Origin of the sequence: Streptomyces sp. NBC_00568, assembly GCF_026341855.1 — a bacterium.
Taxonomy (GTDB): Bacteria; Actinomycetota; Actinomycetes; order Streptomycetales; family Streptomycetaceae; genus Streptomyces.
The window spans coordinates 3,372,257-3,395,336 of the sequence record NZ_JAPENW010000001.1; the positions used below are offsets into that span (position 1 = coordinate 3,372,257).

Genomic DNA, 23,080 nt, shown 5'->3' on the forward strand with positions numbered 1-23,080 from the left:
CGGATCGAGTGGCGGCTCCAGGCGGCGGTGCACCGGACGGTGCGGCCCGCCTCGGCGAGGCGGGCCACACTCGGGTCAGCTCAGGTTCGAGAGGGTGGAACGAACCTTGGTGATGATCTCTTCGGGGATCGGCGCGTACTGGGCGGCGGTCAGCTGGTCCTGGCCGTCCTTGCTCGCGATGTAGGTGAGGAAGGACTTGGTGGCGGCCAGGGTGTCGGCCTTGTTGCCCTTCTCGCAGACGATCTCGTAGGTGACCAGCGTGAGCGGGTAGGCGCCCTCGGCGGTCGGCTTGTAGTTCAGCTCCAGGGCCAGGTCGTTGCCGACGCCGGCGACCTTGGCGGTGGAGATGGCCTTGGTGGCGTTCTCGACGGTGGCCTTGACCGGGGTGGCGGCGTCCGTCTTCAGGTCGACGGTCTTGATGCCGTCAGCGGCGTAGGAGAGCTCGAAGTACGAGATCGCGCCCGAGGTCTGCTTCACCTGCTGGGCCAGGCCGGAGGAGCCCTGCGCGGACTGGCCGCCCTTGGCCTGCCAGGCCTTGCCGCCGGAGTAGCTCCAGTCGGAGGGGGCGACGGCCTTCAGGTACTTGGTGAAGTTGTCCGTGGTGCCGGACTCGTCCGAGCGGTGGAACGCCTGGATCTTGGTGCTGGGAAGCTTCGCGTCGGGGTTCAGGTCCGCGATCGCCTTGTCGTCCCACGTCTTGATCTTGCCGTCGAAGATCTTGGCGATCGTGGAGGCGTCCAGGACGAGGTTGTCGACACCGTCGACGTTGTAGCCGAGGGCGATGGGGCCGCCGACCATGGGCAGGTCGACCGCGGGATTGCCGTCGCAGACCTTCTTGGCGGCCGTGACCTCTTCGGGCTTGAGGGGCGAGTCCGAGCCGGCGAACGCGGTCTGGCCCTGGGTGAACGCCGTGACACCGGCGCCGGAGCCCGTCGGGTTGTAGTTGATCTGAACGTCCTTGCAGGCGGCCGTGTAGGCCTTCACCCAGGCGTCGATCGCGTTCTTCTGCGCGGAGGAGCCGGAGGCCTGCAGCTGACCCTTGGCGTCGTCACACTTGATGGAGCCCGCGGCCGCGGTCGGCGCCGAGCTGCCGCCGGCGTCGCCCTTGCCCGTGTCGTCAGAGCCGCACGCCGTGAGGGCCAGGGCGCCGGAGACGGCGAGAGCACCGAGGGTGAGGGCCCGCCGGTTCATGCGCTGAAGCTTCACTTCGGGAGTTCCTTCCAGGAGCCGCCGTCTGGTGGCGGCGTGCGAAGTCTGTGTAATGCGGTCCGTAGCGGTGCGGCGAGAACGTCCAGGACGTCCCTCGCACCGTGTAAGGCCGAAATTAGGCAGATCAGGTGAAGGCGCCGATGGCCATAAGTGAACGGGGGGTGAACCCCTGACGGCGGTGCGGTGAGGTCACGGAACGCTTACGTCGAGGACACGGCTGTATCCCGGCTCAGGGGGCCAGGAGGGAAACTCTAGGTAATCGAAAGGGTTCGCCCGTGTCTCGCACGGCACATGCTTCCGACATCCCTCGATCGCCTCACTATTTCTTGAGTACCGGCGAGGGGCGGGTGCTCACCACGGTGAGCAGGCCCGGGCGGCGTCAGGCGAGACGCAGCGCGTTCAGCAGCGCGTCCACGAGATCGCAGTCGCGCGGCTGGGAGAGGCGGTGGCGGGCGGCGGTGGGGGAGAGCCAGAGGACGCGGTCCACCTCGTCGTTCGGGGTGAAACAGCCGTCGGCCGCCTCGGCCGCCCAGTAGCGGACCTCCTTGGGGCGGCCGCCGACGAGGTAGTGGAGGGTGGGCAGGACCGCCCCGGGGACGGCGCCGTAGCCCGTCTCCTCCTCGACCTCGCGGAGCGCGCCGGCGAGGGAGGCCTCGCCGCGTTTCAGCTTCCCCTTGGGATGCGACCAGTCGTCGTACTTGGGCCGGTGGACGAGGCAGATCTCCAGCGCGGAGTCGACCGGGGAGCGGCGCCACAGGACGCAGCCCGCCGCTTGGATGGTGTCGTCAACCATGGGGCCTCCCTCAAGGGGTGGGTACGGCTTCCTTCTGCCAGGCCTGCTGGAAGGCGAACCGCGCCGCCTCCACCTCGTGCCGCTGGTCGGCGTGCAGTACACCGAGCGCGTACGCCGTCGCCGGCGCGATGCGCGGGGTGCGGGCCGCCGACGCCGCGGCGGACGCCGCCTCCGCCGCGTCCCGGTGCCGGTTGAGCGCCTGGCCGGCGCCGAGCAGGCGTACGTCGGCGGGGCACTCCCCGTGGTGCAGCACCTCGCGGGCGTAGCGGTGCAGCCGCAGCAGCAGCCGGACCTGGTGCCAGGGCGCGTCCTGCGGCTGGGGGGCGGTGTCGGCGGAGAGGCCGTGCACGAGGGCCTCCGCGTTGTAGGGGTGGCCCGCGGTGACCAGCGGCAGCGCGGTGACGGCGTCGGTCAGCCGGTCCTGGGCCGCGGCGGCGAGCGGTCGCAGGTCGGTCGAGTCCGCGGAGGGGGTCAGCGGCACCTCGCTGGCGAGTAAAGCGACGCTGTCGGCGACGGCGTGGAAGCGGGAGGAACCGAGCGCCTGGAGGGCCGCGGAGTGGGCGCGGGTCCGCGCGAGCGTCAGCTGCCGGTCGAGGAGTGCGCCCGCCTTCGCGGCGCCGACGGTCAGATGGCCCTTGGGGGCCGGGGCCCGTCCGGCCTGGGCGGGCAGCACGGCCGTGCCCGACAGCCGGTTCAGCGCGCCGAGCAGCCGCTCCAGGCGTGCGGCATAGGCGTGTTCGCGCGCCAGCGTGCCCGACAGCCAGGCCAGTTCGGGCCGCACCCCTTCCGACCAGTCCGCGTCGAGCAGCGGCCGGAAGGTGTGCAGGCTGCCGCTGATGCGGCGGGCGGAGCGGCGCAGGGAACGCGCCGCGTCGCCGGACTCCCCGGCACCGCTCGCCCCGGCACCGGTCTCCCGGTGCTGGCGCAGTGAGCGGAGGAACTCCGTGGCCTGGGCCCGCAGATAACCCGCCAGGGCGTCACCGATGGGGGCACCTCCCTCGTCGAGGGGGGCCGGGGCTGCCCTGGGGCCTGTCCCGGCCGCGGAGTTGGTGGGGGGATCAAGGTGCTGCTGTGCCACGCCGGCGCCTCCGGGCGTCTATGAGCATCTCCTGGACGTTCCGCAGGGGCTGGCCATCCGCGTCGGTCGCGTGTCGGGTCCACTCGCCGTCGGGGCCGAGGTGCCAGGAGGCCGTGGTGTCGGACATGCCGGTCTCCAGCAGCCGGTTGAGGGCTGCCCGGTGGGCCGGGTCGGTGACCCTGACCAGGGCCTCGATCCGCCGGTCGAGGTTGCGGTGCATCATGTCGGCGCTGCCGATCCACACCTCGGGTTCGCCGCCGTTGCCGAAGGTGAAGACCCGGGAGTGCTCCAGGAAGCGGCCGAGGACGGAGCGGACCCGTATGTTCTCGGACAGGCCCGTGACGCCGGGTCGGACGGCGCAGATTCCGCGCACCCAGATGTCGACCGGCACGCCGGCCTGGGAGGCGCGGTACAGCGAGTCGATGAGCGCCTCGTCCACCATCGAGTTGACCTTGATGCGGACGAAGGCGGGACGCCCGGCGTTGTGGTGCTGGACTTCCTTGTTGATCCGCGCGATCAGGCCGTCGCGCAGGGACTTGGGAGCGACGAGCAGACGGCGGTAGGTCTCGCGGCGCGAGTAGCCCGAGAGCCGGTTGAAGAGGTCGGAGAGGTCGGCGCCGACCTGCGGATCGGCGGTGAGCAGTCCCAGGTCCTCGTACAGCCGGGCGGTCTTCGGGTGGTAGTTGCCGGTGCCGACGTGGGAGTAGCGGCGCAGGGTGTCGCCCTCCTGCCGGACCACGAGCGACAGCTTGCAGTGGGTCTTCAGACCGACGAGGCCGTACACCACGTGGCAGCCGGACTCCTCGAGCTTCCTGGCCCACTTGATGTTGGCCTGCTCGTCGAAGCGGGCCTTGATCTCGACCAGGACGAGGACCTGCTTGCCGGACTCGGCCGCGTCTATCAGCGCGTCCACGATCGGCGAGTCGCCGGAGGTCCGGTAGAGCGTCTGCTTGATGGCGAGCACGTCCGGGTCGGCCGCGGCCTGCTCCAGGAACGCCTGCACGGAGGTGGAGAAGGAGTCGTACGGGTGGTGCAGCAGGACGTCGCGCTCGCGCAGCGCGGCGAAGATGTCGGGCGGGGACGCCGACTCGACCTCCGCGAGATCGCGGTGGGTGCCCGCGATGAACTTGGGGTACTTCAGCTCGGGCCGGTCCAGGGCTCCTATGCCGAAGAGGCCGGTGAGGTCCAGGGGACCCGGCAGCGGGTACACCTCGGCCTCGGAGATCTTCAGTTCGCGTACGAGGAGATCGAGGACGTACCGGTCGATGGACTCCTCGACCTCCAGGCGCACCGGCGGACCGAAGCGGCGCCGCATGAGCTCCTTCTCCAGGGCCTGGAGCAGGTTCTCGGCGTCGTCCTCCTCGACCTCCAGGTCCTCGTTCCGGGTGAGGCGGAAGGTGTGGTGCTCCAGCACCTCCATGCCGGGGAAGAGCTCCTCCAGGTGGGCCGCGATCACGTCCTCGATGGGGACGTAGCGGTTCGGGGAGGCCTCCAGGAAGCGGGAGAGCAGCGGCGGGACCTTGACGCGCGCGAAGTGGCGGTGGCCGCTGACCGGGTTCCGTACGACGACGGCGAGGTTCAGGGACAGGCCCGAGATGTACGGGAAGGGGTGCGCGGGGTCGACCGCCAGCGGGGTCAGCACCGGGAAGATCTGGTGCCGGAAGAGAGTGAACAGGCGGGCCTGCTCCTTCTCGGTCAGCTCGCTCCAGCGGACCAGGTGGATGCCCTCCTCCGCGAGCGCGGGGGCGACGTCCTCCTGGTAGCAGGCGGCGTGCCGGGCCATGAGCTCGCGGGAGCGGGCCCAGATCATCTCCAGGACCTCGCGGGGCTGGAGGCCCGACGCGGACTTGGTGGCGACACCGGTGGCGATACGGCGCTTCAGGCCGGCCACCCGGACCATGAAGAACTCGTCCAGGTTGCTGGCGAAGATCGCCAGGAAGTTGGCGCGCTCCAGAAGGGGTGTGTTCGGGTCCTCCGCGAGTTCCAGAACGCGCTCGTTGAACGCCAGCCAGCTGCGCTCACGGTCCAGGAACCGGCCTTGCGGCAGCATGATCCCGTCCTGCACGGTGTCCTCGTACTCGTCGAGGTCGGCGTCGAGGTCGGGCTCCAGGTCGGAGACGTTGGCCGCGACGGTGTGCGGACGATGTGCGGCGATGGAGCCGACGGAGGGCTGCGGGTGCTGCACGGGTGCCTGGGCGCTTGGCTGGTTCATGGACCCATTCTTCCGTGCCGAAGGCGAGACCGGCGCGTCGGAGAGGGCGGGGGCCAGCGCGGCGATGCGGAAATTGCCGTTCCGCATGGCTGGCGTACGCTCACTCCCCGTCGACGGTGAGGACTCGTTCTCCGGCGGGGGAGAAGGCTCGGGCACGGCGGGCTGCATTCCCTGAGCGTCGCAAGGTCACCTGAATCGATGGTTACGGGGACATGACGTGCGGGCTATCGGGGGGCGGCTCCCGGACGTCTGCACGCCCGGGAACCGTGTACACACCCACCCCCGTGAGGTGCGTGCCCGCCGTGGCCGCCGCGGGTCACGGAGTGCGACGGCGCAGCAGGGTGAACGCGGCGGCGGTCGCGAGCCCGGCGACGGCCAGGAGCAGGCCGCTCTCCACGAGCTGGAGGGGCCAGAAGTGCGACTCGGGCTGATAGGTGGCCCAGATACCGGACCGTCCGCCGGCGCTCGGCTCCGTACCGCGTTCGAGCACCAGGGCGCCGCGCGGGAAATGAAGGGGCGCTTGTCCGGTGACCGTCTCGGTGGGCCACAGGCTCATCCGGAAGGTGTCCAGCACGCCGTGCAGGACGAACACGGCCGCGAGGGCGGCCGCGGCGGCGGGCAGCGCTCTGCGCAGGACCAGGCCCGCGAGCGCGCCGAGGGCGAGGCCCGCGAGGGCGTACGCGACGGCCACCGGCCCGGAGGAGATGAAGACGTTCGTGTTGAACCAGTCGCCGACCAGCTCCCTGTTCCCGGCACGGCGGGTCCACGCGGCGAGCAGAACCGCCAGTGTGGTGCCCGCCGTGAGCAGGACCGCGGGGACGGCGAGCCTGGTGGCGAGCCAGCGTGCCGGGGTGACGGACTGGGTCCACGCCAGCTGCGCCGTGCCGCTCTCCAGCTCGCGGCCGGTCAGGGCGGCACCCGCCCAGACCGCGACCGGGAACATCAGATAGGTGACGCAGCCGGAGACCAGGTCGAGACCGTAGGTGTAGCCACTGTTCGCGGCGGTCGTGATGATTCCGCAGTCCATCGGAAAGGGGTCCGACGGGGCGCAGTCGCCGACGGCCGCGCGGGCGTCGGGACCGATGGCGTGCATCCAGATCAGGGCCGCCGCGGCGATGAGCAGGGCGGCGCCCCAGGCGTACAGGGCCGTGCGGTGCAGGCGCAGCACCGTCCAGGTCAGGCCGGACGGGCGGTACGCCACCAGGGCGGACGGGCGGTCCGGGGCGGGGCCGGAGGGGCGGTCCGGGGCCGGGCCGGACGGGTGGAGCCGGGTCGGGGCGCTCATGAGGTGGACGTCCTCCTCAGGACGCCGAAGGCGATGGCGACCACGATCGCGGTGACGGCCAGCAGGACACCGGTCTCCAGGAGCTGGCGGGGCCAGTAGTCGGGGGAGGGGAGGTACTCGCGGGTGAAGCCGACGACATCGTGCCGGGCGAGACACGGGCGGCTCTGGTAGCAGCCCGGGTCGCGGATCTCCGCGCCGGTGGAGGTGATCGCACGGCTTCGTACGGACAGCTCGGGCTGCTGGTAACTGCCCTGGAAAGGCCAGGAGTTGGCGCGGAACGCGATCGCTGCGGACTGGACGACACCGGCGACGGCGAGGGCGGGCAGGGTGCGGCGCAGCACGAGACCGGCGAGAACGCCGACGGCCAGGCCGAGGAGCGGCAGGGCGACGGTGCCCGGGCCGAGGGCGAAGTACAGGGCGCGCGGTCCGATGCCGGCCAGCAGGAGGTCGCTGTGGGCCGACCACAGCATCCGGTACAGCGCGACCAGCAGGCCTGTGCCCACGGTGATGAACAGCGCGGGCACCGCCAGTTTGGCGGCGAGCCAGCGGGCCGGGGTGACGGACTGGGTCCAGGCCAGCCGGGCGGTGCCGTTCTCCAGCTCGCGGGCGATCAGCGAGCCGCCCGCGAAGACGGCGACGGCGAACGAGGCGAGGTTGAGCAGGGAGGCCGGGTCGTAGAAGAGGTCGTTGTACGCGCCGGAAAAGGGGGAGCCGATGGTGCCGGCGGACCAGGCGTCCTCTTGCACGCCCGCGTAGCCGAAGGTGTCGAGGAGGTGTTGTGTGTGCGTGGCACCCGGGCCGTACAGCCACAGCAGCAGGCCGGCGGTGAGCACCACGAAGGCGGTCCAGATCCACAGGGCGGTGCGGTGCAGCCGCAGGACCGTCCAGACCAGGCCGCTCGGCCTGGGCAGAACGCGGCGCAGGGGGGATGTGAGGGTGGTGGCGCTCATCGGGTCACCTCCGCGGGGGTCGCGGTCGTGCCGGGCGTGAGCAGCGCCGGGGTCGAGGGGGAGCGCAGATGGGCGAGGAGCAGTTCCTCCAGGGACGGTGGCTCCGCCTCCCAGTGATCGTCCACCGGCCCGTCGTTGCGTATCAGGGCGGTGAGACCGCGGCCGGTGGCGCGGGACTCGACGACGAGGTGCGGTGCGAGGTCCGCGGGGGTGCCGCGTCCGGTCACCACCGTGTGCGCGAGGAGCAGGTCGTCCAGGCCGCCGCCGAGCCGGATGCGTCCGCCGCCCATGAGCAGCAGGTGATCGCAGGCGTCAGCGAGTTCGGTGACGATGTGCGAGGACATCAGCACCGTGGTCCCGCGTTCGGCGGCGTCCGCCATCAGGGTGCCCAGCAGTTCGTGGCGGGCCAGCGGGTCCAGGTCGGCCATCGGTTCGTCCAGCAGCATCAGGTCGGGCCGCTTGCCCAGTGCGAGGGCGAGGGCCACGCGGGTCCGCTGGCCGCCGGACAGGCCCCTGACCCTGGCCCCGGGGTCGAGCGAGCCCTGTTCCACGATCGCCGCGGCGTGCGAGGCGTCCCAGCGGGCCGGGTTGAGTTCGGCGCCCAGACGCAGGGTCTCGGCGATCGTGAGCTGGGGGTGCAACGGCTTGCTCTGGGAGAGGTAGGCGATCCGTTCGCGTGCTTCGGCCGGGCTGCCGCCCAGCACGGTGAGTGTGCCGGCGGCGGGCCGCAGCAGTCCGGCCGCCGCCGCCAGCAGCGTCGACTTGCCCGCGCCGTTGGGGCCGACGAGGGCGCTGATCCGCCCGGCCGGGAGGCGGAACGAGCAGTCGTCCAGCGCGGCGGCGGAGCGCCGGCCGTAGCGCATGGTGAGCCCGTGCGCCTCGACGGCGACGGTGGGGCGGGTGGTGCTGGTGGAACTCACTGGTCCCCCTTCGGGAAATGTGCGTCCAGTACGGAGCCGAACAGTGCTGCCACGTCCTCGCGGTCCAGGCCCGCCGAGCGGGCGTTCCGGGCCCAGGTCTCGAGGTCTTCGCGCAGGGGCGAGTCCGCCGGGGCGGCGCCGAGTGTCCTGCGGACGAAGGTGCCGAGGCCGCGCCTGGCCTCGACCAGACCCTCGCGCTCCAGTTCGCGGTAGGCCTTCAGGACGGTGTTCGGATTGATGGCGGTGGCTTCCACGACCTCGCGGGCCGTGGGGAGCTTGTCGCCCGGTTCGAGGAGGCCGAGACGCAGGGCCTGCTTGGTCTGCTGGACGATCTGGACGTAGGTGGCGACGCCGCTGCGCCGGTCGATGCGGTACGCGACCACTCGGACAACCACCCTTTCACTAATTGAGTAGTGAAAGGGTGGTGCAAGGGGGTGGTCGCCGTCAAGTGCGGGACGTCCGAACGGTGTTGCGCCGACGGTGGATCAGGCCGCCCACCAGGCACGGAACGGCGTTCGCAAATTCTTGGCCGATGGGTGAACCGATCGGTGGGGCTCGTCCGATGAGGGGTTGTGAGGGAAACGAGAAGCGACGGAGAGCTGCTGCGGGCCATCGCAGCGGACGGGGACCGTCGCGCCTTCGAAGAGCTGTACCGGCGGTACGCGCCATGGCTGACCGCGCGGCTGCGCGGCCGGTGCGCCGACGCCGGGATCGTCGACGACGTCGTCCAGGAGACCTTCCTCGCGGTCTGGCGCGGCACCGCCCGCTACCGCGAGGAGGGCGACCCGGCCGGCTGGCTGTGGCGTATCGGCTCGCGGCGGCTCGTCGACTCGATGCGCGGCGACGGCGCGCGCGGCCGGCTCCGGAACGCGCTGGCCCGGCTCCGGCACCGCGACGAGGCCTCGGCCGAGGAGCGCGTGCTGGCAGGCGTCGAGCACGGCGACCTGGCGGGCGCGCTGACCAGACTCTCGCCCGAACTCCGGGCGGTTCTCCAGGCCACGGTGATCGACGGGCTCAGCACCCGGGAAGCGGCCGTCCTGCTCGGTATTCCGCCGGGCACGGTCAAGACGCGGGCACTGCGTGCGCGCAAGCAGTTGCGGGAGGCGTTGGCATGAGCGACGACCGTCGCGGAAGCGATGGCAGCGGCAGGAGCGGTGACAGCCGTACGGCCTGGCATGTGCCGGAGGAGGACCTCCGGGCCTATACGCGGGGCGACTTGGCGCCGCCCCGCCTGTGGTCCGCCGACACCCACCTCGCCGCGTGCGCGCGGTGCCGCGAGACGCTGGCCGCGTTCAGCGACCCGGCGGCCCTCGACGCAGGCTGGGAGCGGCTCGACGCCGAACTGGACGCCCCGCGTCCGGGCCCGGTCGAGTGGCTGCTCGTCCGGCTCGGCGTCGCCGACCACACGGCGCGGCTGCTGGCCGCCGCCCCCGTCCTGCGCCGTTCCTGGCTGGGCGCGGTCGCCGCCGTGCTCGCCATGACCGTGGCCGCGGCCAACGCGGTGCAGGTCGCGAGCACCCCCATCCTCTTCCTGGCCCTCGCGCCGCTGCTCCCGCTCGCCGGGGTCGCCCTGTCCTACGGTCCGGCGCTCGACCCGACCTACGAGATGGCGGTCGTCTCCCCCATGCACGGCTTCCGGCTCCTGATGATCCGCACGGTCGCGGTTCTCGTCGTGGGTTTGGGGCTCAACGGCCTCGCGACCCTCGCCCTCCCCACCTACGGCCTGCACGCCCTGGCCTGGCTGCTGCCGGCTCTGGCCCTCACCGCGACCGGCCTCGCGCTCGCCTCCCGGCTCGGCCCCGTCCTCGCCCCCTCCCTGGTCGGCGGCGGCTGGATCGCCCTGCTGGCCGCGGCCCGCGCGACCACGGAGCCCGACGCCACACTCGCCCCGTTCACCGTGGCCGGGCAGGGCGTCGCCGGGGCCGTCGCCGCACTGGCCGCCGGACTCCTCTACCTCGCGCGGGACCGGTTCGACGCGTCGCGCCTCCCGCTCACCGACTTCACCGACAGGAATGCCGCATGATCCCCACCGTCTCCGCCTCCGGGCTGACCCTCCGCTTCGGGGGGACGCTCGCCCTCGACGACGTCTCCGTCCGCCTCGGCGAGGGAGTCACCGGACTCCTCGGGCCCAACGGCGCCGGAAAGACCACCCTGTTGCGGGTGCTCGCCACCGCCGTGCCCGCCGACCGGGGCTCCTTCACCGTCCTCGGACACGACCCTGGCACCACCGCCGGACGCATGGACGTGCGTCGCTCGCTGGGCTACCTGCCGCAGACCCCAGGGTTCCACCAGGACTTCTCGGCCTTCGAGTTCGTCGATTACGTGGCGATCCTCAAGGAGCTCACGGACCGCACCGCCCGGCACCGCGAGGTGCGCCGGGTGCTGGAGGCCGTCGCCCTCTCCGATGTGCGCGGCAAGCGCATCAAGCGGCTGTCCGGCGGTATGCGCCAGCGAGTCGCGCTGGCCGCCGCGCTCGTCGGAGACCCCGGCTTCCTGGTCCTCGACGAGCCGACCGTCGGCCTCGACCCCGAGCAGCGCATGCGCTTCCGGGAGCTGATCGCCCAGGCCGGAGAAGGCCGCACCGTCCTGCTCTCCACCCACCAGACCGAGGACGTGGCGATGCTCTGCCACCAGGTGATCGTCATGGCCTCGGGCCGCGTCCGCTTCGAGGGCACCCCCGCCGAGCTGACAGAACGCGCGGCCGGCCGGGTGTGGAGCAGCACGGAGCGCGATCCGGCCGCCAGAGCCGGATGGCGTACGGGCACGGGCGCCTTCCGCAATGTCGGCGACCCGCCCCAGGGCGCGGAACTGCTCGAACCAACCCTGGAAGACGGCTACTTGCTCACTCTCGACGGCGAGTCCGCGGAGGTGGCGGCATGAGCGCCACCACGGGCACGATCGCGCAGGCGGCTCCCACGGGGGTGGAGCCGCCTGCGCGGGGCCGGGAATCCCGGGCCGGCGCGGTCCTGGCTCTCGCCCGCTTCGAAGCACGCGAACTGCTGCTCCAGATCCCGATCCTGGTCTTCCTCGCGCTGTACGTCGGCTACACCGGCTGGACGCTGTTCTCCGGCAGCGAGGGCATGGACGACTTCCCGGTCCTCCAGGACGTCGACCGGTCCACGCAGGAAGTCCCCATACTCCTCGGCATCGCCCTGTTCGTCGGTGTGAACCGCGCGGTGCTGCGCTCCCGCCGGCAGTCCACCGACCGGCACTTCGACGTCCTGCCCATGGAGGCGTGGCGGCGTACGGTCGCGCACGCGCTGTCCGTGCTGCCGTTCGTCGCGATCACCGCACTGGTCGTCGGCTTCCAGTTCACCTGGTCGGCGCTGAAGCCGGGTGCCGTCGGCCACGGCTCACCCGCCGAACTGGCCGTGGGCCCCTTGGTGATCCTCCTGTCCGGTGTCCTCGGCGTCCTGCTCGCCCGGCTGATCCCGGTCGGGTTCATCGCACCGCCCTTCGTGATCGGCGCCTACGCCCTCACCGCCATGGTCTCCGCGTCCACGCAGGGAACGCACTGGGTGCGCTGGCTCGGACCGGTCATCTCCGACGCGGGCGCCGACCCCTTCCCCTCCGAGCTGCTGGGCCGCCCGGCCGCCTGGCACGCGCTCTATCTGACGGGCCTCGCGGTCCTGCTGCTGTGCCTCGCCGTACTGGTGAGCGGTGGCCGGACACGCCTGGTCCAGGCGATGACCGTGGTCGCCCTCGCGGTGACGGCCGTCGGCGTGGTGGGACAGTCCCCCGACGAGCCGGCCTCACTGATCGCGGCCCGCACCAAGGCGTCCGCGACCCCGGAGAAGGTGCAGACCTGCGTCCGGCACGGACGGTCCACGTACTGCGCCTACCCGGAGTGGGCCGGCCGCACCGCCGACTGGGCGGAGGCCGTCGACCGCATCCAGTCCCGCGCGGGGGGTTCGGCCGGAGGCCGGCCGCTGACCGTGCGCCAGGTGATCGACGCCCGGTACGGCCTCCAGAGCGACGCCGCGATCCCCGCGTCCACCACGCCGGGCGCCGTGACGGTCGGCACGCGCTGGGGCGGCAACCGCCTTCCCGAGTTCGCCGTCGGCGTCGCCTCGGTTCTGGTCGCGGGCGACCAGAACCGCGCCGGTGAGATGTGCGACGCCCGCGTGGTGACCACCATGTGGCTGGCGCTCAGCACACTGCCGGACCCGATGAAGTCCCTCCGCAGCGTCCGGCTCGACGACAGCATCGAGGGCTCCGCCATCGCGCTGACCCCCACGGAACCCGTCTCCATGTCGGCCCAGCAGACCACGGTGGTCCGCGAGTTGCTCCAGAAGCCGCACTACGGCGTCGCCGCCAAGGTGAAGGCCCACTGGACGGAGCTGACATCGGCGAAGACGTCCACGGCCCGGGTTGCCGAGCTGCTCGGGGTGCCGGCCGGAGGCAAGGGGACCGCGGCGGACAAGGGGAGCGGATCGTGCGGGGAGTAGCGGGAAGCGCGGGGGAGAAGGGGGAGGACGGCGGCGTTGCCTCGGGGATGAGGACGGCCGCCGCGGGGGACCGGAACGGTGCCGGGGCCATACCGTCCCCATCGCCCACGGGTCCCACTAATCCCACGGGTCCCACCGGCCCCGCAGGCTCTAACGGTTCCGCAGGTTCTACGGGTTCCGGTCCCACAGGCTCTCCCGGTCCCACAGGCTCTACGGGTTCCGGTCCCACAGGCTCTACCGGCCCCGCAGGTTCTACGGGTTCCGCAAGTTCTACCGGTTCCGCAGGTTCTACGGCTCCGGCAGGCTCTACGGGTGCCGTCCCTGTCGCCGGGCGGTCGTCCGCGTACGTCGTGGCTCTCGCCCTTCTCCGCCCCGTGTGGCGGGGCCTGCCCCACACGTCCCTGGCGACGGGAGCCGCCCTCGGGCTGCTGCTGGCCGGTGCTCCGCGGATGCTCTCCGCTCCGGCCGACCCGTGGCTCTGCCTCAACCTGCTGCGGGCCGCCGCGCTCGCCTTCGGCCTGGGCCTGGCCTTCCTGCTGGACGACCCGGCCCGGCACACCACGGCGGCGGTGCCGACCAGGCGTCCGGTGCGGACCGGGCTGCGGGTGGGGCTCGTCGTCCCGTTCACGGCGGCGTGGTGGACGGCCGCGCTGCTCCTCATACCCGACAAGGGCCGGCCCCCGGTGGGCGCGATCACCCTGGAGGCATCCGCCTTCGTCGTCCTCGCGCTGGCCGGCGCGCTCCTCGCCGTGCGGCACTCGGAAGTCACCGAGCCGGGCATCGCGGTGTCCGCCGGACTCGTGGGCGCGTCCTTCGCCGCCGCCCTGCTGCTCCCCGACCGGTGGGCGCTCTTCGTGGCCACGTCCGACCCGGACTGGGGCGACGCGCACCGGCGCTGGGCGGGCGTGCTGGTCGTGGCGGCGCTGACGGGGGTGTGTTCCCTGACCGAACCCCTGCGGCGGCGCCGGACAACCCTCCTTGCCCACCGCTGACTTCGGCTCCCGGGGCGGCGCTCGCGCGGCGGGCGGTCAGGACTCCGTTCGGTACATCAGGTCCGTCTCGTGGGTGACGAAGCCGAGACGCTCGTAGACGGTGACCGCGGCCTTGTTGTCGGCGTCCACGTAGAGCATCGCGGTGGGCATCCGCTGCGCGGCGAGGTGGCGCAGTCCGATCGTGGTCAGCGCCTTGCCGAGGCCGCCGCCCTGGGAGCCGGGGCGCACACCGAGGACGTACACCTCACCGAGCCCCTCCTCGGCGTGGACCTTGGTCCAGTGGAAGCCGACGAGTTCGTCGCCACGGAAGGCGAGGAAGAAGCCGGCCGGGTCGAACCACGGCTCGGCCGTCCGGTCGTCCAGATCGCGCTGGGTGAGGGAGCCCTGCTCGGGGTGGTGGGCGAAGGCCGCGGCGTTCACGGCGAGCCAGGCGGCGTCGTCCTGTCCCGGCACGAAGGTCCGGACGGTCACCCCATCCGGCAGCTTCGGTTCGGGCAGGTCGAGACCCTCCAACGGGCGTCGCATCTGGCGCAGTTCGCGGAAGAGGGTGAGGCCGAGGACCTGGGCGAGATGCCGGGCGGCGGAGTGCCCGCCGTGCGCCCACACCCGCAGCCGCTTCCCGGACTCGTGGAGCATGGCCGAGCCGAGCGCCCGTCCGTGCCCGTGCCCGCGGTGCGCCGGGTGGACGACCAGCTCGGCGGCCGGGGCCTCGACCGGGTCGGTGTCCTCCAGCTGTGCGTAGCCGACCAGTTCGTCGCCGAGGGTCAGCAGCAGATGCCGGACGCCGTCACGGCTCCCGCCCTTCAGCTGGAGCCGCCCCTGCTCGGACACCGCCTGCTGCCCGTCGGTCCGAGCGGCCTCCGAGAGCAGCCGGAGCACGTCGTCGGCCTGATCCGGGGTGAGCGCGGAGTAGGTCTCGATGGAGCGGGAGAGGGCGAAGGGTGCCGCGTCGTCGCTGGTCATGGATACGAGGGTACGGCTCGGTGATGGGCGGACAAGGAGTTGGGCGGGGTGGACGTGGATCGTGGCGGAGAGGGAGAGGCCGGGAGAGCGATGACGTGCTCGTCGGTCTCCGGTGAGGCGATGGCAATCACTCCGTAACCCCGAACCCCCTGTTGCGCTACGCGCGTTGATTCTAAAGTGCGTGCAAAAGCCACGGCTGTCACTCGGCCCGCACGGTTCGCACGGCACGCGTCATGTGCGGGACCGGCGGTACGCACAGCCCGCGCAACCCGCACCACCTGCGGGGCCCGCACACCACGCACCGCGTGCGGGGCCGGCAGTTCGCACAGCCCGCACCACCCGCGAGTCCCGCAGAGCAGGCGTCACCCGCGGGGCCCGACAGCCCGCACCGCACGCACCACCCGCTCGGCTCGCACACGTCACACCGCTCTCGCATCTCACCGTTCTCCAGGGGGAACCATGCCGCCCACGTTCCGGCACAGACGCACGCACCGCCTCCTCGCGGCAGCCGCCGGCCTCGCCACCGTCGGTGCGCTGGCTGCGGCGATGCCCGCGAGCGCGCACCAGGACAAGGCGACTCCGCTGCACCACCACGGCAGCGGCCGCTACCAGGACGTCCAGCTGCTGTCCTTCAACGATCTGCACGGCAACCTGGAGCCGCCGACCGGTTCCTCCGGGCGGGTCACGGAGCTGGCGGCGGACGGTACGACGAAGACCATCGACGCCGGTGGCGTCGAGTACCTGGCCACGCATCTGCGCAACGCCCGCCAGAACAACAAGTACTCGATCACCGCGGCCGCCGGTGACATGGTCGGCGCCTCCCCGCTGATCTCCGGTCTCTTCCACGACGAGCCCACGATCGAGGCGCTCAACGGCCTCGACCTCGATGTCACTTCGGTCGGCAACCACGAGTTCGACGAGGGCGCCAAGGAGCTGGCCCGGCTCCAGAAGGGCGGCTGCCACCCGACGGACGGCTGTTACGGCGGCGAGGAGTTCGGCGGCGCCGACTTCCCCTACCTCGCGGCGAACGTCACCGACGAGAAGACCAAGAAGCCGATCCTCAAGCCCTACTGGGTGTGGAAGAAGAACGGCGTCAAGGTCGGCTTCATCGGCGTCACGCTGGAGGGCACGCCGAACATCGTCTCCGCCGAGGGCGTCAAGGGCCTGAAGTTCGGCGACGAGGTCGAGACGATCAACAAGTACGCCAAGGAGCTCCAGCGCCAGGGCGTGAAGTCGATCGTCGCGCTGATCCACGAGGGCGGTTCGCCCGCGTCGACGGCGTACAACTACGACTGCGACAGCCCCGGCGCCGGTGACGGCATCTCCGGGCCGATCGTGGACATCGCCAAGAACGTCACGCCGGCCGTCGACGCGCTCGTCACCGGCCACACCCACCAGGCGTACGCGTGCACCATCCCCGACCCGGCGGGCAAGCCCCGCATGGTCACCTCGGCCTCCTCCTTCGGCCGGCTCTACACGGACACCACGCTGACGTACGACCGCTGGACCGGCGACATCGCCCGTACGGCGGTGAAGTCCGCGAACCACGTGGTCACCCGTGACGTCGCGAAGGCCGCCGACATGACGTCGCTCATCACCAAGTGGAAGACGCTCTCCGCGCCGGTCGCCTCGCGTCCCATCGGCTACATCGCGGGCGAGATCGGCAACACGGGGACCGAGTCCCCGATGGGCGACCTCATCGCCGACGCGCAGCTCGCGTACGCCAAGTCGGTCGACGCCGAGGCCGACCTCGCGGTGATGAACCCGGGCGGCATCCGCGCCGGGCTCACGTACGCGGCGAGCGGCGGTGAGGGCGACGGGGTGGTGACCTTCGGGGAGGCGTACACGGTCCAGCCCTTCGCCAACACCGTCAACCTGGTCGACCTCACCGGCGCCCAGGTCGTCACCGCACTCCAGCAGCAGGTCAGCGGCTCCAACGAGGCCGCCCCGAAGATCCTCCAGATCTCCAAGGGCCTCACCTACACGCTCGACCTGACCAAGACCGGCGCGGCGCGTGTCGTGGCCGACTCGGTCAAGCTCAACGGCACGGCGATCGATCCGGCCGCCACCTACCGCGTCGCGATGAACTCCTTCCTCGCGGGCGGCGGCGACGGCTTCGCCGAGCTCGGCAAGGGCGCCAACGTCCGTGTCGGCAGCGACGACCTGGCGGCCCTGGAGGCCTACCTGACGGCCAACTCCTCGGCCACCACGCCGTACCCGGTGCCGACGGCGAACCGGATCACGGTCGTCAAGTAGCCGCCGGCGCCGCGTCCCGATCCGCCGAAGGCGACGCGGATCGGGACGCGGACCGTGAAGCGGAAGGTGACGCGGACCGTGAAGCGGACCGTGAAGTTGATCGCATACGGGCGGTAGCGGTTGCGGGCAGGGGCGGTGCGCATGGTCGGATGAGACGATGCGTACCCCCCACCGCATAACAACGCATCCCTGTCCGAACCCGTACGAAGAACTGGGCGCCCTCGATGACGTAGGGCCGTTGGAGGAGTTCCTCCGCGAGGACCGGCCGCCGGACGAGCCGTCGCGCGAGCCGACGGAAGAACCGGACGACGGCTGGTCCCCGCCCAACCACCGCCGCGGCGGCAGGCGCCGCCGCAAACGCCTCGCCGGACTTCCGTTCGCGGTGAAGGCGACCGCGTTCGTCCTGTCCCTCGCCGCGTTCCTCGCTCTCGCCGATCGCTGGGCGCTGCTGTACGCCGAACACCGGGCGGCGGACCGGGTCAAGGACCAGCTGCGTCTGACCGCCGCGCCCGAGGTCGAGATCGGGGGCTTCCCCTTCCTCACTCAGCTCGCCCGCGGCCGGCTGGACTCCGTGAAGGTGACCGTGCCCGACGTGGCCGCCGACCGGGTCTCCCTGGCGAAGGTGTCGGCCACGGCGACGGACGTACGGCTCGACGGCGACGGCCCTACCAGCGTGCGCGGCGCCCGTATCCCCCGGCTGCACGGTGAGGTGCTGCTCTCCTTCGACGACCTGAACCGTGAACTGGGCGCGTCGCAGGTGACGTTCACCGGACACGGCCGCGACCGGGTGCGGGCGCGCGGCACACTGCCCGTCGCCGGACACGATCTGTCGCTCAGGGCCGACGCGCGCATCCGGCGTGACGGCGCCCGCGGCATCTCCACCCGCATCGGCGGAATGCGCCTGGACATCGGCGACTTGGCGACCTACCGCCCCGGCGTGCGCGCCTCGGAAGGCCTCCACCTCACCCGGCCCACGGCCGCCCGGCTCGGAGAGGAGACCGCGAAGGCGCGGGCCCTCCTCTCCGTCCCGTCGATCGTCCGCAGGCTCGGCGTGCCCGACGCGGCGGTGCGCGAGGCGCTGCGCGACGACACGAAGCTCAAGTCCCTGACGGGAGCGCCCGCCTTCGTCCACCGGGCGATGCGGCTGAACCTTCTCGACGTGGCGGTGGCCCACCCGGAGCTCCTTCGGCGGCTGGGCTTCGACCCGACCCTGCTCAAGGACCTGACCCGTCTCACCCGCCCCGTTCTCGCCGACCGGCTCTCGCTGGGATTCCGGCTGCCGCGTCCGGCGGACGGTGCGGTCCGGCTGCGGGACGTACGGGTGGAGCGGGACGGGATACGGGTCGAGGTGTCGGGCGCGGACCTGCGGCTCGGGCGCTGACCGGGAGCTCATGAATTCAATGACCCTGGCAATTACCTCGGTAAATTCCAGGTGAGTTCGGTAATAAAGTCTGTGTGAGTTCCGGATCTGTTCCGGGGTTCGACTGAGAATTCATTTCAGTCGCAATTCATCGAGGTCTCAGCCGGTTCGGTCATTTCCGGGTTCGAGGTCCCGTAGTGTTTTCCATGTCGAAAGCGAACAGCGCGAACGGCAAAGGGAATTCACCCGCACGGAAGAAGGAGAACCCATGAGCTTCCACAAGATCGTCCCGGTCAAGAAGCAGCACAAGGACGCTCCCAAGCGGGCCGCCAAGCCGGCGCCGAAGCCCGCCGCCAAGAAGGCCGCCGCTCCGAAGCGGCGCCCGGTGGGCCGTCAGGGCCGCTGACAGCCACCACGAGGCGGGGCACCGGATTGGTCCGGTGCCCCGCCTCGGCCATGTCCGAAGGGAGTTGAATCCGTATGCGGGAAATCAAGGAGGCATTCGCGCGCTTCTGGCCGCTGACACGCGGAGACCGTAAATGGCTGGTGCTGATCATCGGCTGCGTGATCGCGGCGGCACTCGCCGAGACCGCCTCGATCCTGCTCTTCGCGGAACTCACCGACCACGCCTTGCAGGCGGGGTCGCTGTCCGCGTTCTGGGGACCCGCCGGGGCCTGGCTCGGCGTCGCCGTACTCGGCGCGCTCGTCGGATTTCTCGGCAACTCGCTCGCCGTGTGGACCGCGGAGAGATTCGTCCTGAGGCTGCGGGCGGGCGTCTTCCGGCACGTCCAGGATCTGCCGCCGCACTTCTTCCAGAAGCATCGCCGGGGCGACCTGGTCGAGCGGCTCACCGGAGATGTCGAGGCCATCGAGCAGATGGTCGTCTCGGGTGTGGTCGGCACGGTCTCCGCGGCCTTCTCCGCCGTCTTCTACGCCGCCGCGGCCCTCTGGCTGCGCTGGGACCTCGCCCTCGTCACCTTCGTCCTCGCCCCGCTCTTCCTCGTCGCGGCCCGCCGGTTCTCCGGGCGGATCAGGACCGCCGCCCAGGAGGAACGAGCCGCCGACGGCGCGATCACCTCCGTCGTCGAGGAGTCGCTCGCCAACGTGGTGCTGACGCAGGCGTACAACCGGCGCGGCGCCGAGGAGAAGCGGCTCGACCGCGAGGCACGTGCCTGGATGCGGGCGTCCGTGCGCGGGGCACGGGCGAGCGAGATGTACGAGCAGTTCGTCGAGGTCGTCGAGACGTTCTGCGTGCTCGCCGTGATCGGGTTCGGTGCCTGGGAGATCTCCCAGGGGCGCATGTCGCTCGGGCAGCTGCTCGCCTTCGCGGCCTTCCTCGGGTACCTGTATCCGCCGATCCGCGATCTGGGGCAGCTCGGGCTCACCCTCACCGCCGCGACCGCGGGCGCCGAGCGGCTCCAGGAGATCCTGGACGCGCGACCGGCGGTCACGGACCCCGCCGAACCCGTCCCCGCCTGGCCCGTGCGCGGCTGGGTCGCCTTCCACGGCACGTCGTTCCGCTACCCGGGCGCCGGGCGCGACTCCCTGCACGGGGTGACCTTCACGGCGGGACCCGGTGAACTGGTCCTCGTCACTGGCCCGAGCGGCGCCGGGAAATCGACGCTGTCCAAGCTGCTGACCCGCTTCTACGACCCCACGGCGGGCGTCATCAGCCTGGACGGCGTGCCGCTGACCGACGTGTCCCTGCCGTTCCTGCGCGAGAGCGTGGCGCTGCTGCCCCAGGAGACGCTGATCCTGCGCGGCACCGTCCGCGAGAACATCGCCTGCGGACGACCGGGAGCCTCTCCCGCCGACATCGAACGCGCCGCCGTCGACGCCGTCGCGCACGAGTTCATCAGTGCCCTGCCCGAGGGGTACGACACCGAGATCGCACCCGGCACGGCCACGCTCTCCGGCGGCCAGCTCCAGCGCATCGCCATCGCCCGCGCCATGCTGCGCGGCGCACCCGTCCTGGTCCTCGACGAGCCCACGGCCGGGCTGGACTCGGTGGCCGCGCGCCGGGTGGTGCAGCCGTTGCGCCGGCTGATGAAGGGCCGTACGACCATCATGATCACGCACGATCTGTCACTGGCGCCCGACGCCGACCGGATCCTGGTCGTGGACGGCGGACGCCTGGTGGAGGCCGGCACCCATGACGAACTGATGGCACACGACGGGATGTACGCCCGCCTGGCGACACCCGGGTCGACACAGACACAGACACCGGCACCGACACAGACACCGGCACCGGCCTCGACCTCCGTACCGGCCTCGACCCTGGCCTGACACGGGAGCCGAACGGGCCCCGTGAGACGAACGAGCCCCCACCCGAATCCGGGTGGGGGCTCGTTCGTCGGGAGCGGCCGCTACGGCTACGGCATTCCGGGCGGAGCCGTCGGAGCCCCCGGAAGCCGTACGATCGCGATCGTGCCGACACCGTCCGCGGGGCGCAGCGACACCTCGCCGCCGGACTGCTGGACGGTGCGGGCCACGATGGACAGGCCGAGGCCCGAGCCGGGGAGGGCCCGCGCGTCGGGGGAACGCCAGAAGCGGTCGAAGACGTGCGGGAGTTCGTCGGTGGGGATGCCGGGCCCGTGGTCGCGCACGGTCAGCTCGCCGTCCTTCAGACGGACGTCGATCGTGCCGCCCCCGGGGCTGAACTTCACCGCGTTGTCCAGGATGTTCACGATCGCCCGTTCCAGCGCGGAGGGCTCCGCCCGGACGTACCAGGGTTCCAGATCGGCCGTGATCGTCAGTTCCGGTCCGCGCAGCCGGGCCCTGCGCAGGGCCGCTTCCACGGTGTCCTGGAGCGCCACGACCTCCACGCGGTCGGCCGGGTGTCCCGCGTCCGAACGTGACAACGTCTGAAGGTCGCCGATCAGCGCAGCCAGCTCGGTCATCTGCGCGGTCACCGAGGTGAGCAGCGCCTTGCGGTCCGCCGGGGGGATCGGGCGGCCGATCTCCTCGCTGCGGGTGAGGAGTTCGATGTTCGTCCGCAGGGAGGTGAGCGGCGTCCGCAGTTCGTGTCCGGCGTCGGCGATGAGCTGCTGCTGCACCTCGCGCGAGGTCGCGAGGGAGGCGGTCATCGAGTTGAAGGAACGGGAGAGCCGGGCGATCTCGTCGTCGCTCTCCTCGTCCACGGGGATGCGGATGGTGAGGTCCTCGGTCCGGGCGACGTGCTCGACGGCCTCGGTCAGCTCGTCGACGGGACGGAGCCCGGCGCGGGCGACCCAGAGGCCCACGGCTCCGGCGCCGACCACTCCGATGCCGGAGACGAGCAGCAGGACCAGCGCCAGATCGTTGAGCGTGGACTGGGTGCTCTTCAGAGAGACGGCGATCATGAGACCCACGTTGGGGCCGGGCCGTCCGTCGGCCGCGGTGGCCAGCGGCTGAAGCATCACGCGCACCGCGTTGCCGTCCTCGTCGGTGCCGTCGCGGAAGTAGGACTTGTCGAGGTCGCCGCTCTTGATCGCGGTCTTGTCGGACTGGGTGACCTTGACCTTGCCGACGGAGTTGTCGAGAACGCAGGCCGTTCCGTCTTCCTTGACCACTTGGACGTAGTTGTTCCGGAAGGGGGGAACAGCGGTGTCCGGGGTCGCGGTGCAGTAGTTGAGGGCGCTGACGATCGCGGGGTTCGGGGCCCTCATACCCCGCTGCAGATCTTTGTCGACCTGCTCGTACAGCTTCCCCTGCACGATGAACCAGCAGGTGACCGAGACGGTCGCCACCCCGAACGCCACGGCCGCGGCAACGAGAAGCGACAGCCGGGCCCGGATGGGCAGGGACCGGAACCGGCGCAGTACCTTTCTCACTCCGCGCCACCGGACCGCAGCACATACCCCACGCCCCGGACCGTGTGGACGAGGCGCGGCTCGCCGCCCGCCTCCGTCTTGCGGCGCAGATACATGACGTACACGTCGAGCGAGTTCGACGACGGCTCGAAGTCGAAGCCCCAGACGGCCTTCAGGATCTGCTCGCGGGTGAGGACCTGGCGCGGGTGGGCCAGGAACATCTCCAGCAGGGTGAACTCGGTGCGGGTGAGCTCCACCGGGCGCCCCGCACGGGTGACCTCGCGCGTCGACAGGTCCATGCGCAGGTCGCCGAAGGCCAGCGCGTCGTCCTCGACGACGGCACCCGTCGACGCCGCGTACGAGCTGCGCCGCAGCAACGCCCGGATGCGGGCGAAGAGTTCGTCGAGCTCGAAGGGCTTGACGAGGTAGTCGTCCGCCCCGGCGTCCAGCCCCGTGACCCGGTCACCGACCGTGTCACGGGCCGTCAGCATGAGGATCGGCGTGGTCGTGCCCGCGCCGCGCATCCGGCGGGCCGCCGTGAGACCGTCCATGCGGGGCATCTGGATGTCGAGGACGACCAGGTCGGGCTGGTAGGCCGTCGCCTTCTCCAGGGCGTCCGCGCCGTCGACCGCGACCTCGGTGTCGTACCCCTCGAAGGCGAGGCTGCGCTTGAGTGCGTCGCGCACGGCCGGCTCGTCGTCGACGATCAGGATGCGCTGGGTGTCACGGTCGCCTTCGGCGGAGCTCATGGGTGTGGGTTCCTCGAGTGGGATGGGTCGTGATCGGGTGCTTTCAGCCTCGCACGTTCCTGGCTGTCCCGGAA

General features: G+C 71.5%; 21 protein-coding genes. 9 read left to right on the forward strand and 12 right to left on the reverse strand.

What is annotated here, in order from left to right:
- Nucleotides 1–75 precede the first annotated feature (75 nt).
- The 8 genes from pstS to OOK38_RS14740 form a co-directional block, all read right to left on the reverse strand.
- Entirely contained in the window at nt 76–1,206 is a 1,131-nt protein-coding gene (gene pstS / locus OOK38_RS14705) for a phosphate ABC transporter substrate-binding protein PstS (protein WP_266760225.1), read from the reverse strand.
- A gap of 382 nt (nt 1,207–1,588) precedes the next feature.
- On the reverse strand, nt 1,589–2,002 hold the full coding sequence (locus OOK38_RS14710) for an NUDIX hydrolase (protein ID WP_266760223.1): 414 nt from the start codon (nt 2,000–2,002) through the stop codon (nt 1,589–1,591).
- Between the two features lie 10 nt (nt 2,003–2,012).
- Entirely contained in the window at nt 2,013–2,987 is a 975-nt protein-coding gene (locus tag OOK38_RS14715) for a CHAD domain-containing protein (RefSeq protein WP_266765752.1), read from the reverse strand.
- Nucleotides 2,988–3,060: 73 nt separating this feature from the next.
- On the reverse strand, nt 3,061–5,292 hold the full coding sequence (locus OOK38_RS14720) for an RNA degradosome polyphosphate kinase (RefSeq protein ID WP_266760221.1): 2,232 nt from the start codon (nt 5,290–5,292) through the stop codon (nt 3,061–3,063).
- 316 nt (nt 5,293–5,608) lie between these two features.
- Nucleotides 5,609–6,577, reverse strand: a complete 969-nt coding sequence (locus OOK38_RS14725; protein ID WP_266760220.1) for a hypothetical protein — start codon at nt 6,575–6,577, stop codon at nt 5,609–5,611.
- Nucleotides 6,574–7,527: a hypothetical protein gene (locus OOK38_RS14730; RefSeq protein ID WP_266760218.1), complete on the reverse strand. Its 954-nt coding sequence runs from the start codon at nt 7,525–7,527 to the stop codon at nt 6,574–6,576. The genes OOK38_RS14725 and OOK38_RS14730 overlap by 4 nt, the downstream gene beginning before the upstream one ends.
- Complete coding sequence (locus OOK38_RS14735; RefSeq protein ID WP_266760216.1) at nt 7,524–8,447, reverse strand: ABC transporter ATP-binding protein; 924 nt, start codon at nt 8,445–8,447, stop codon at nt 7,524–7,526. Before OOK38_RS14735 ends, OOK38_RS14730 begins: the two co-directional genes overlap by 4 nt.
- On the reverse strand, nt 8,444–8,830 hold the full coding sequence (locus tag OOK38_RS14740; protein WP_266765751.1) for a GntR family transcriptional regulator: 387 nt from the start codon (nt 8,828–8,830) through the stop codon (nt 8,444–8,446). The genes OOK38_RS14735 and OOK38_RS14740 overlap by 4 nt, the downstream gene beginning before the upstream one ends.
- A 189-nt stretch (nt 8,831–9,019) precedes the next feature.
- Here OOK38_RS14740 and OOK38_RS14745 point away from each other — a divergent pair, with 189 nt between their 5' ends.
- The 5 genes from OOK38_RS14745 (at nt 9,020) to OOK38_RS14765 (ending at nt 13,887) form a co-directional block, all read left to right on the forward strand.
- A complete protein-coding gene (locus tag OOK38_RS14745) occupies nt 9,020–9,562 on the forward strand; it encodes an RNA polymerase sigma factor (RefSeq protein WP_266760215.1) in 543 nt (180 codons plus the stop codon).
- Entirely contained in the window at nt 9,559–10,470 is a 912-nt protein-coding gene (locus OOK38_RS14750) for a zf-HC2 domain-containing protein (RefSeq protein ID WP_266760214.1), read from the forward strand. Before OOK38_RS14745 ends, OOK38_RS14750 begins: the two co-directional genes overlap by 4 nt.
- Nucleotides 10,467–11,327: an ABC transporter ATP-binding protein gene (locus OOK38_RS14755; RefSeq protein ID WP_266760212.1), complete on the forward strand. Its 861-nt coding sequence runs from the start codon at nt 10,467–10,469 to the stop codon at nt 11,325–11,327. The genes OOK38_RS14750 and OOK38_RS14755 overlap by 4 nt, the downstream gene beginning before the upstream one ends.
- The gene (locus OOK38_RS14760; protein ID WP_266760210.1) at nt 11,324–12,895 is read left to right on the forward strand and encodes an ABC transporter permease; all 1,572 of its coding nucleotides are present in this window, start codon (nt 11,324–11,326) and stop codon (nt 12,893–12,895) included. Before OOK38_RS14755 ends, OOK38_RS14760 begins: the two co-directional genes overlap by 4 nt.
- A gap of 350 nt (nt 12,896–13,245) precedes the next feature.
- On the forward strand, nt 13,246–13,887 hold the full coding sequence (locus OOK38_RS14765) for an ABC transporter (protein WP_266760208.1): 642 nt from the start codon (nt 13,246–13,248) through the stop codon (nt 13,885–13,887).
- Nucleotides 13,888–13,923: 36 nt separating this feature from the next.
- Here OOK38_RS14765 and mshD read toward each other — a convergent pair whose 3' ends face one another.
- A complete protein-coding gene (mshD, locus tag OOK38_RS14770) occupies nt 13,924–14,850 on the reverse strand; it encodes a mycothiol synthase (RefSeq protein WP_266760206.1) in 927 nt (308 codons plus the stop codon).
- 459 nt (nt 14,851–15,309) lie between these two features.
- Here mshD and OOK38_RS14775 point away from each other — a divergent pair, with 459 nt between their 5' ends.
- Complete coding sequence (locus tag OOK38_RS14775) at nt 15,310–17,106, forward strand: bifunctional UDP-sugar hydrolase/5'-nucleotidase (protein ID WP_266760204.1); 1,797 nt, start codon at nt 15,310–15,312, stop codon at nt 17,104–17,106.
- Here the strand turns inward: OOK38_RS14775 and OOK38_RS14780 are convergent.
- The gene (locus OOK38_RS14780) at nt 17,031–17,249 is read right to left on the reverse strand and encodes a hypothetical protein (RefSeq protein WP_266760202.1); all 219 of its coding nucleotides are present in this window, start codon (nt 17,247–17,249) and stop codon (nt 17,031–17,033) included. The two genes, OOK38_RS14775 and OOK38_RS14780, sit on opposite strands and share 76 nt — an antisense overlap.
- Before the next feature lie 14 nt (nt 17,250–17,263).
- Here OOK38_RS14780 and OOK38_RS14785 point away from each other — a divergent pair, with 14 nt between their 5' ends.
- From OOK38_RS14785 to OOK38_RS14795, 3 genes are all read left to right on the forward strand, one after another.
- Nucleotides 17,264–18,487: a DUF2993 domain-containing protein gene (locus OOK38_RS14785; RefSeq protein ID WP_266760201.1), complete on the forward strand. Its 1,224-nt coding sequence runs from the start codon at nt 17,264–17,266 to the stop codon at nt 18,485–18,487.
- 247 nt (nt 18,488–18,734) lie between these two features.
- The gene (locus tag OOK38_RS14790; RefSeq protein ID WP_266760200.1) at nt 18,735–18,872 is read left to right on the forward strand and encodes a hypothetical protein; all 138 of its coding nucleotides are present in this window, start codon (nt 18,735–18,737) and stop codon (nt 18,870–18,872) included.
- Between the two features lie 74 nt (nt 18,873–18,946).
- Complete coding sequence (locus tag OOK38_RS14795) at nt 18,947–20,752, forward strand: ABC transporter ATP-binding protein (RefSeq protein ID WP_266760198.1); 1,806 nt, start codon at nt 18,947–18,949, stop codon at nt 20,750–20,752.
- Between the two features lie 86 nt (nt 20,753–20,838).
- On the opposite strand, the gene OOK38_RS14800 is transcribed toward OOK38_RS14795, so the two are convergent.
- Together OOK38_RS14800 and OOK38_RS14805 are read right to left on the reverse strand one after the other, a co-directional pair.
- Nucleotides 20,839–22,278, reverse strand: a complete 1,440-nt coding sequence (locus OOK38_RS14800; protein WP_266760196.1) for a HAMP domain-containing sensor histidine kinase — start codon at nt 22,276–22,278, stop codon at nt 20,839–20,841.
- The gene (locus tag OOK38_RS14805; protein ID WP_266760194.1) at nt 22,275–23,006 is read right to left on the reverse strand and encodes a response regulator transcription factor; all 732 of its coding nucleotides are present in this window, start codon (nt 23,004–23,006) and stop codon (nt 22,275–22,277) included. The genes OOK38_RS14800 and OOK38_RS14805 overlap by 4 nt, the downstream gene beginning before the upstream one ends.
- Nucleotides 23,007–23,080 lie beyond the last annotated feature (74 nt).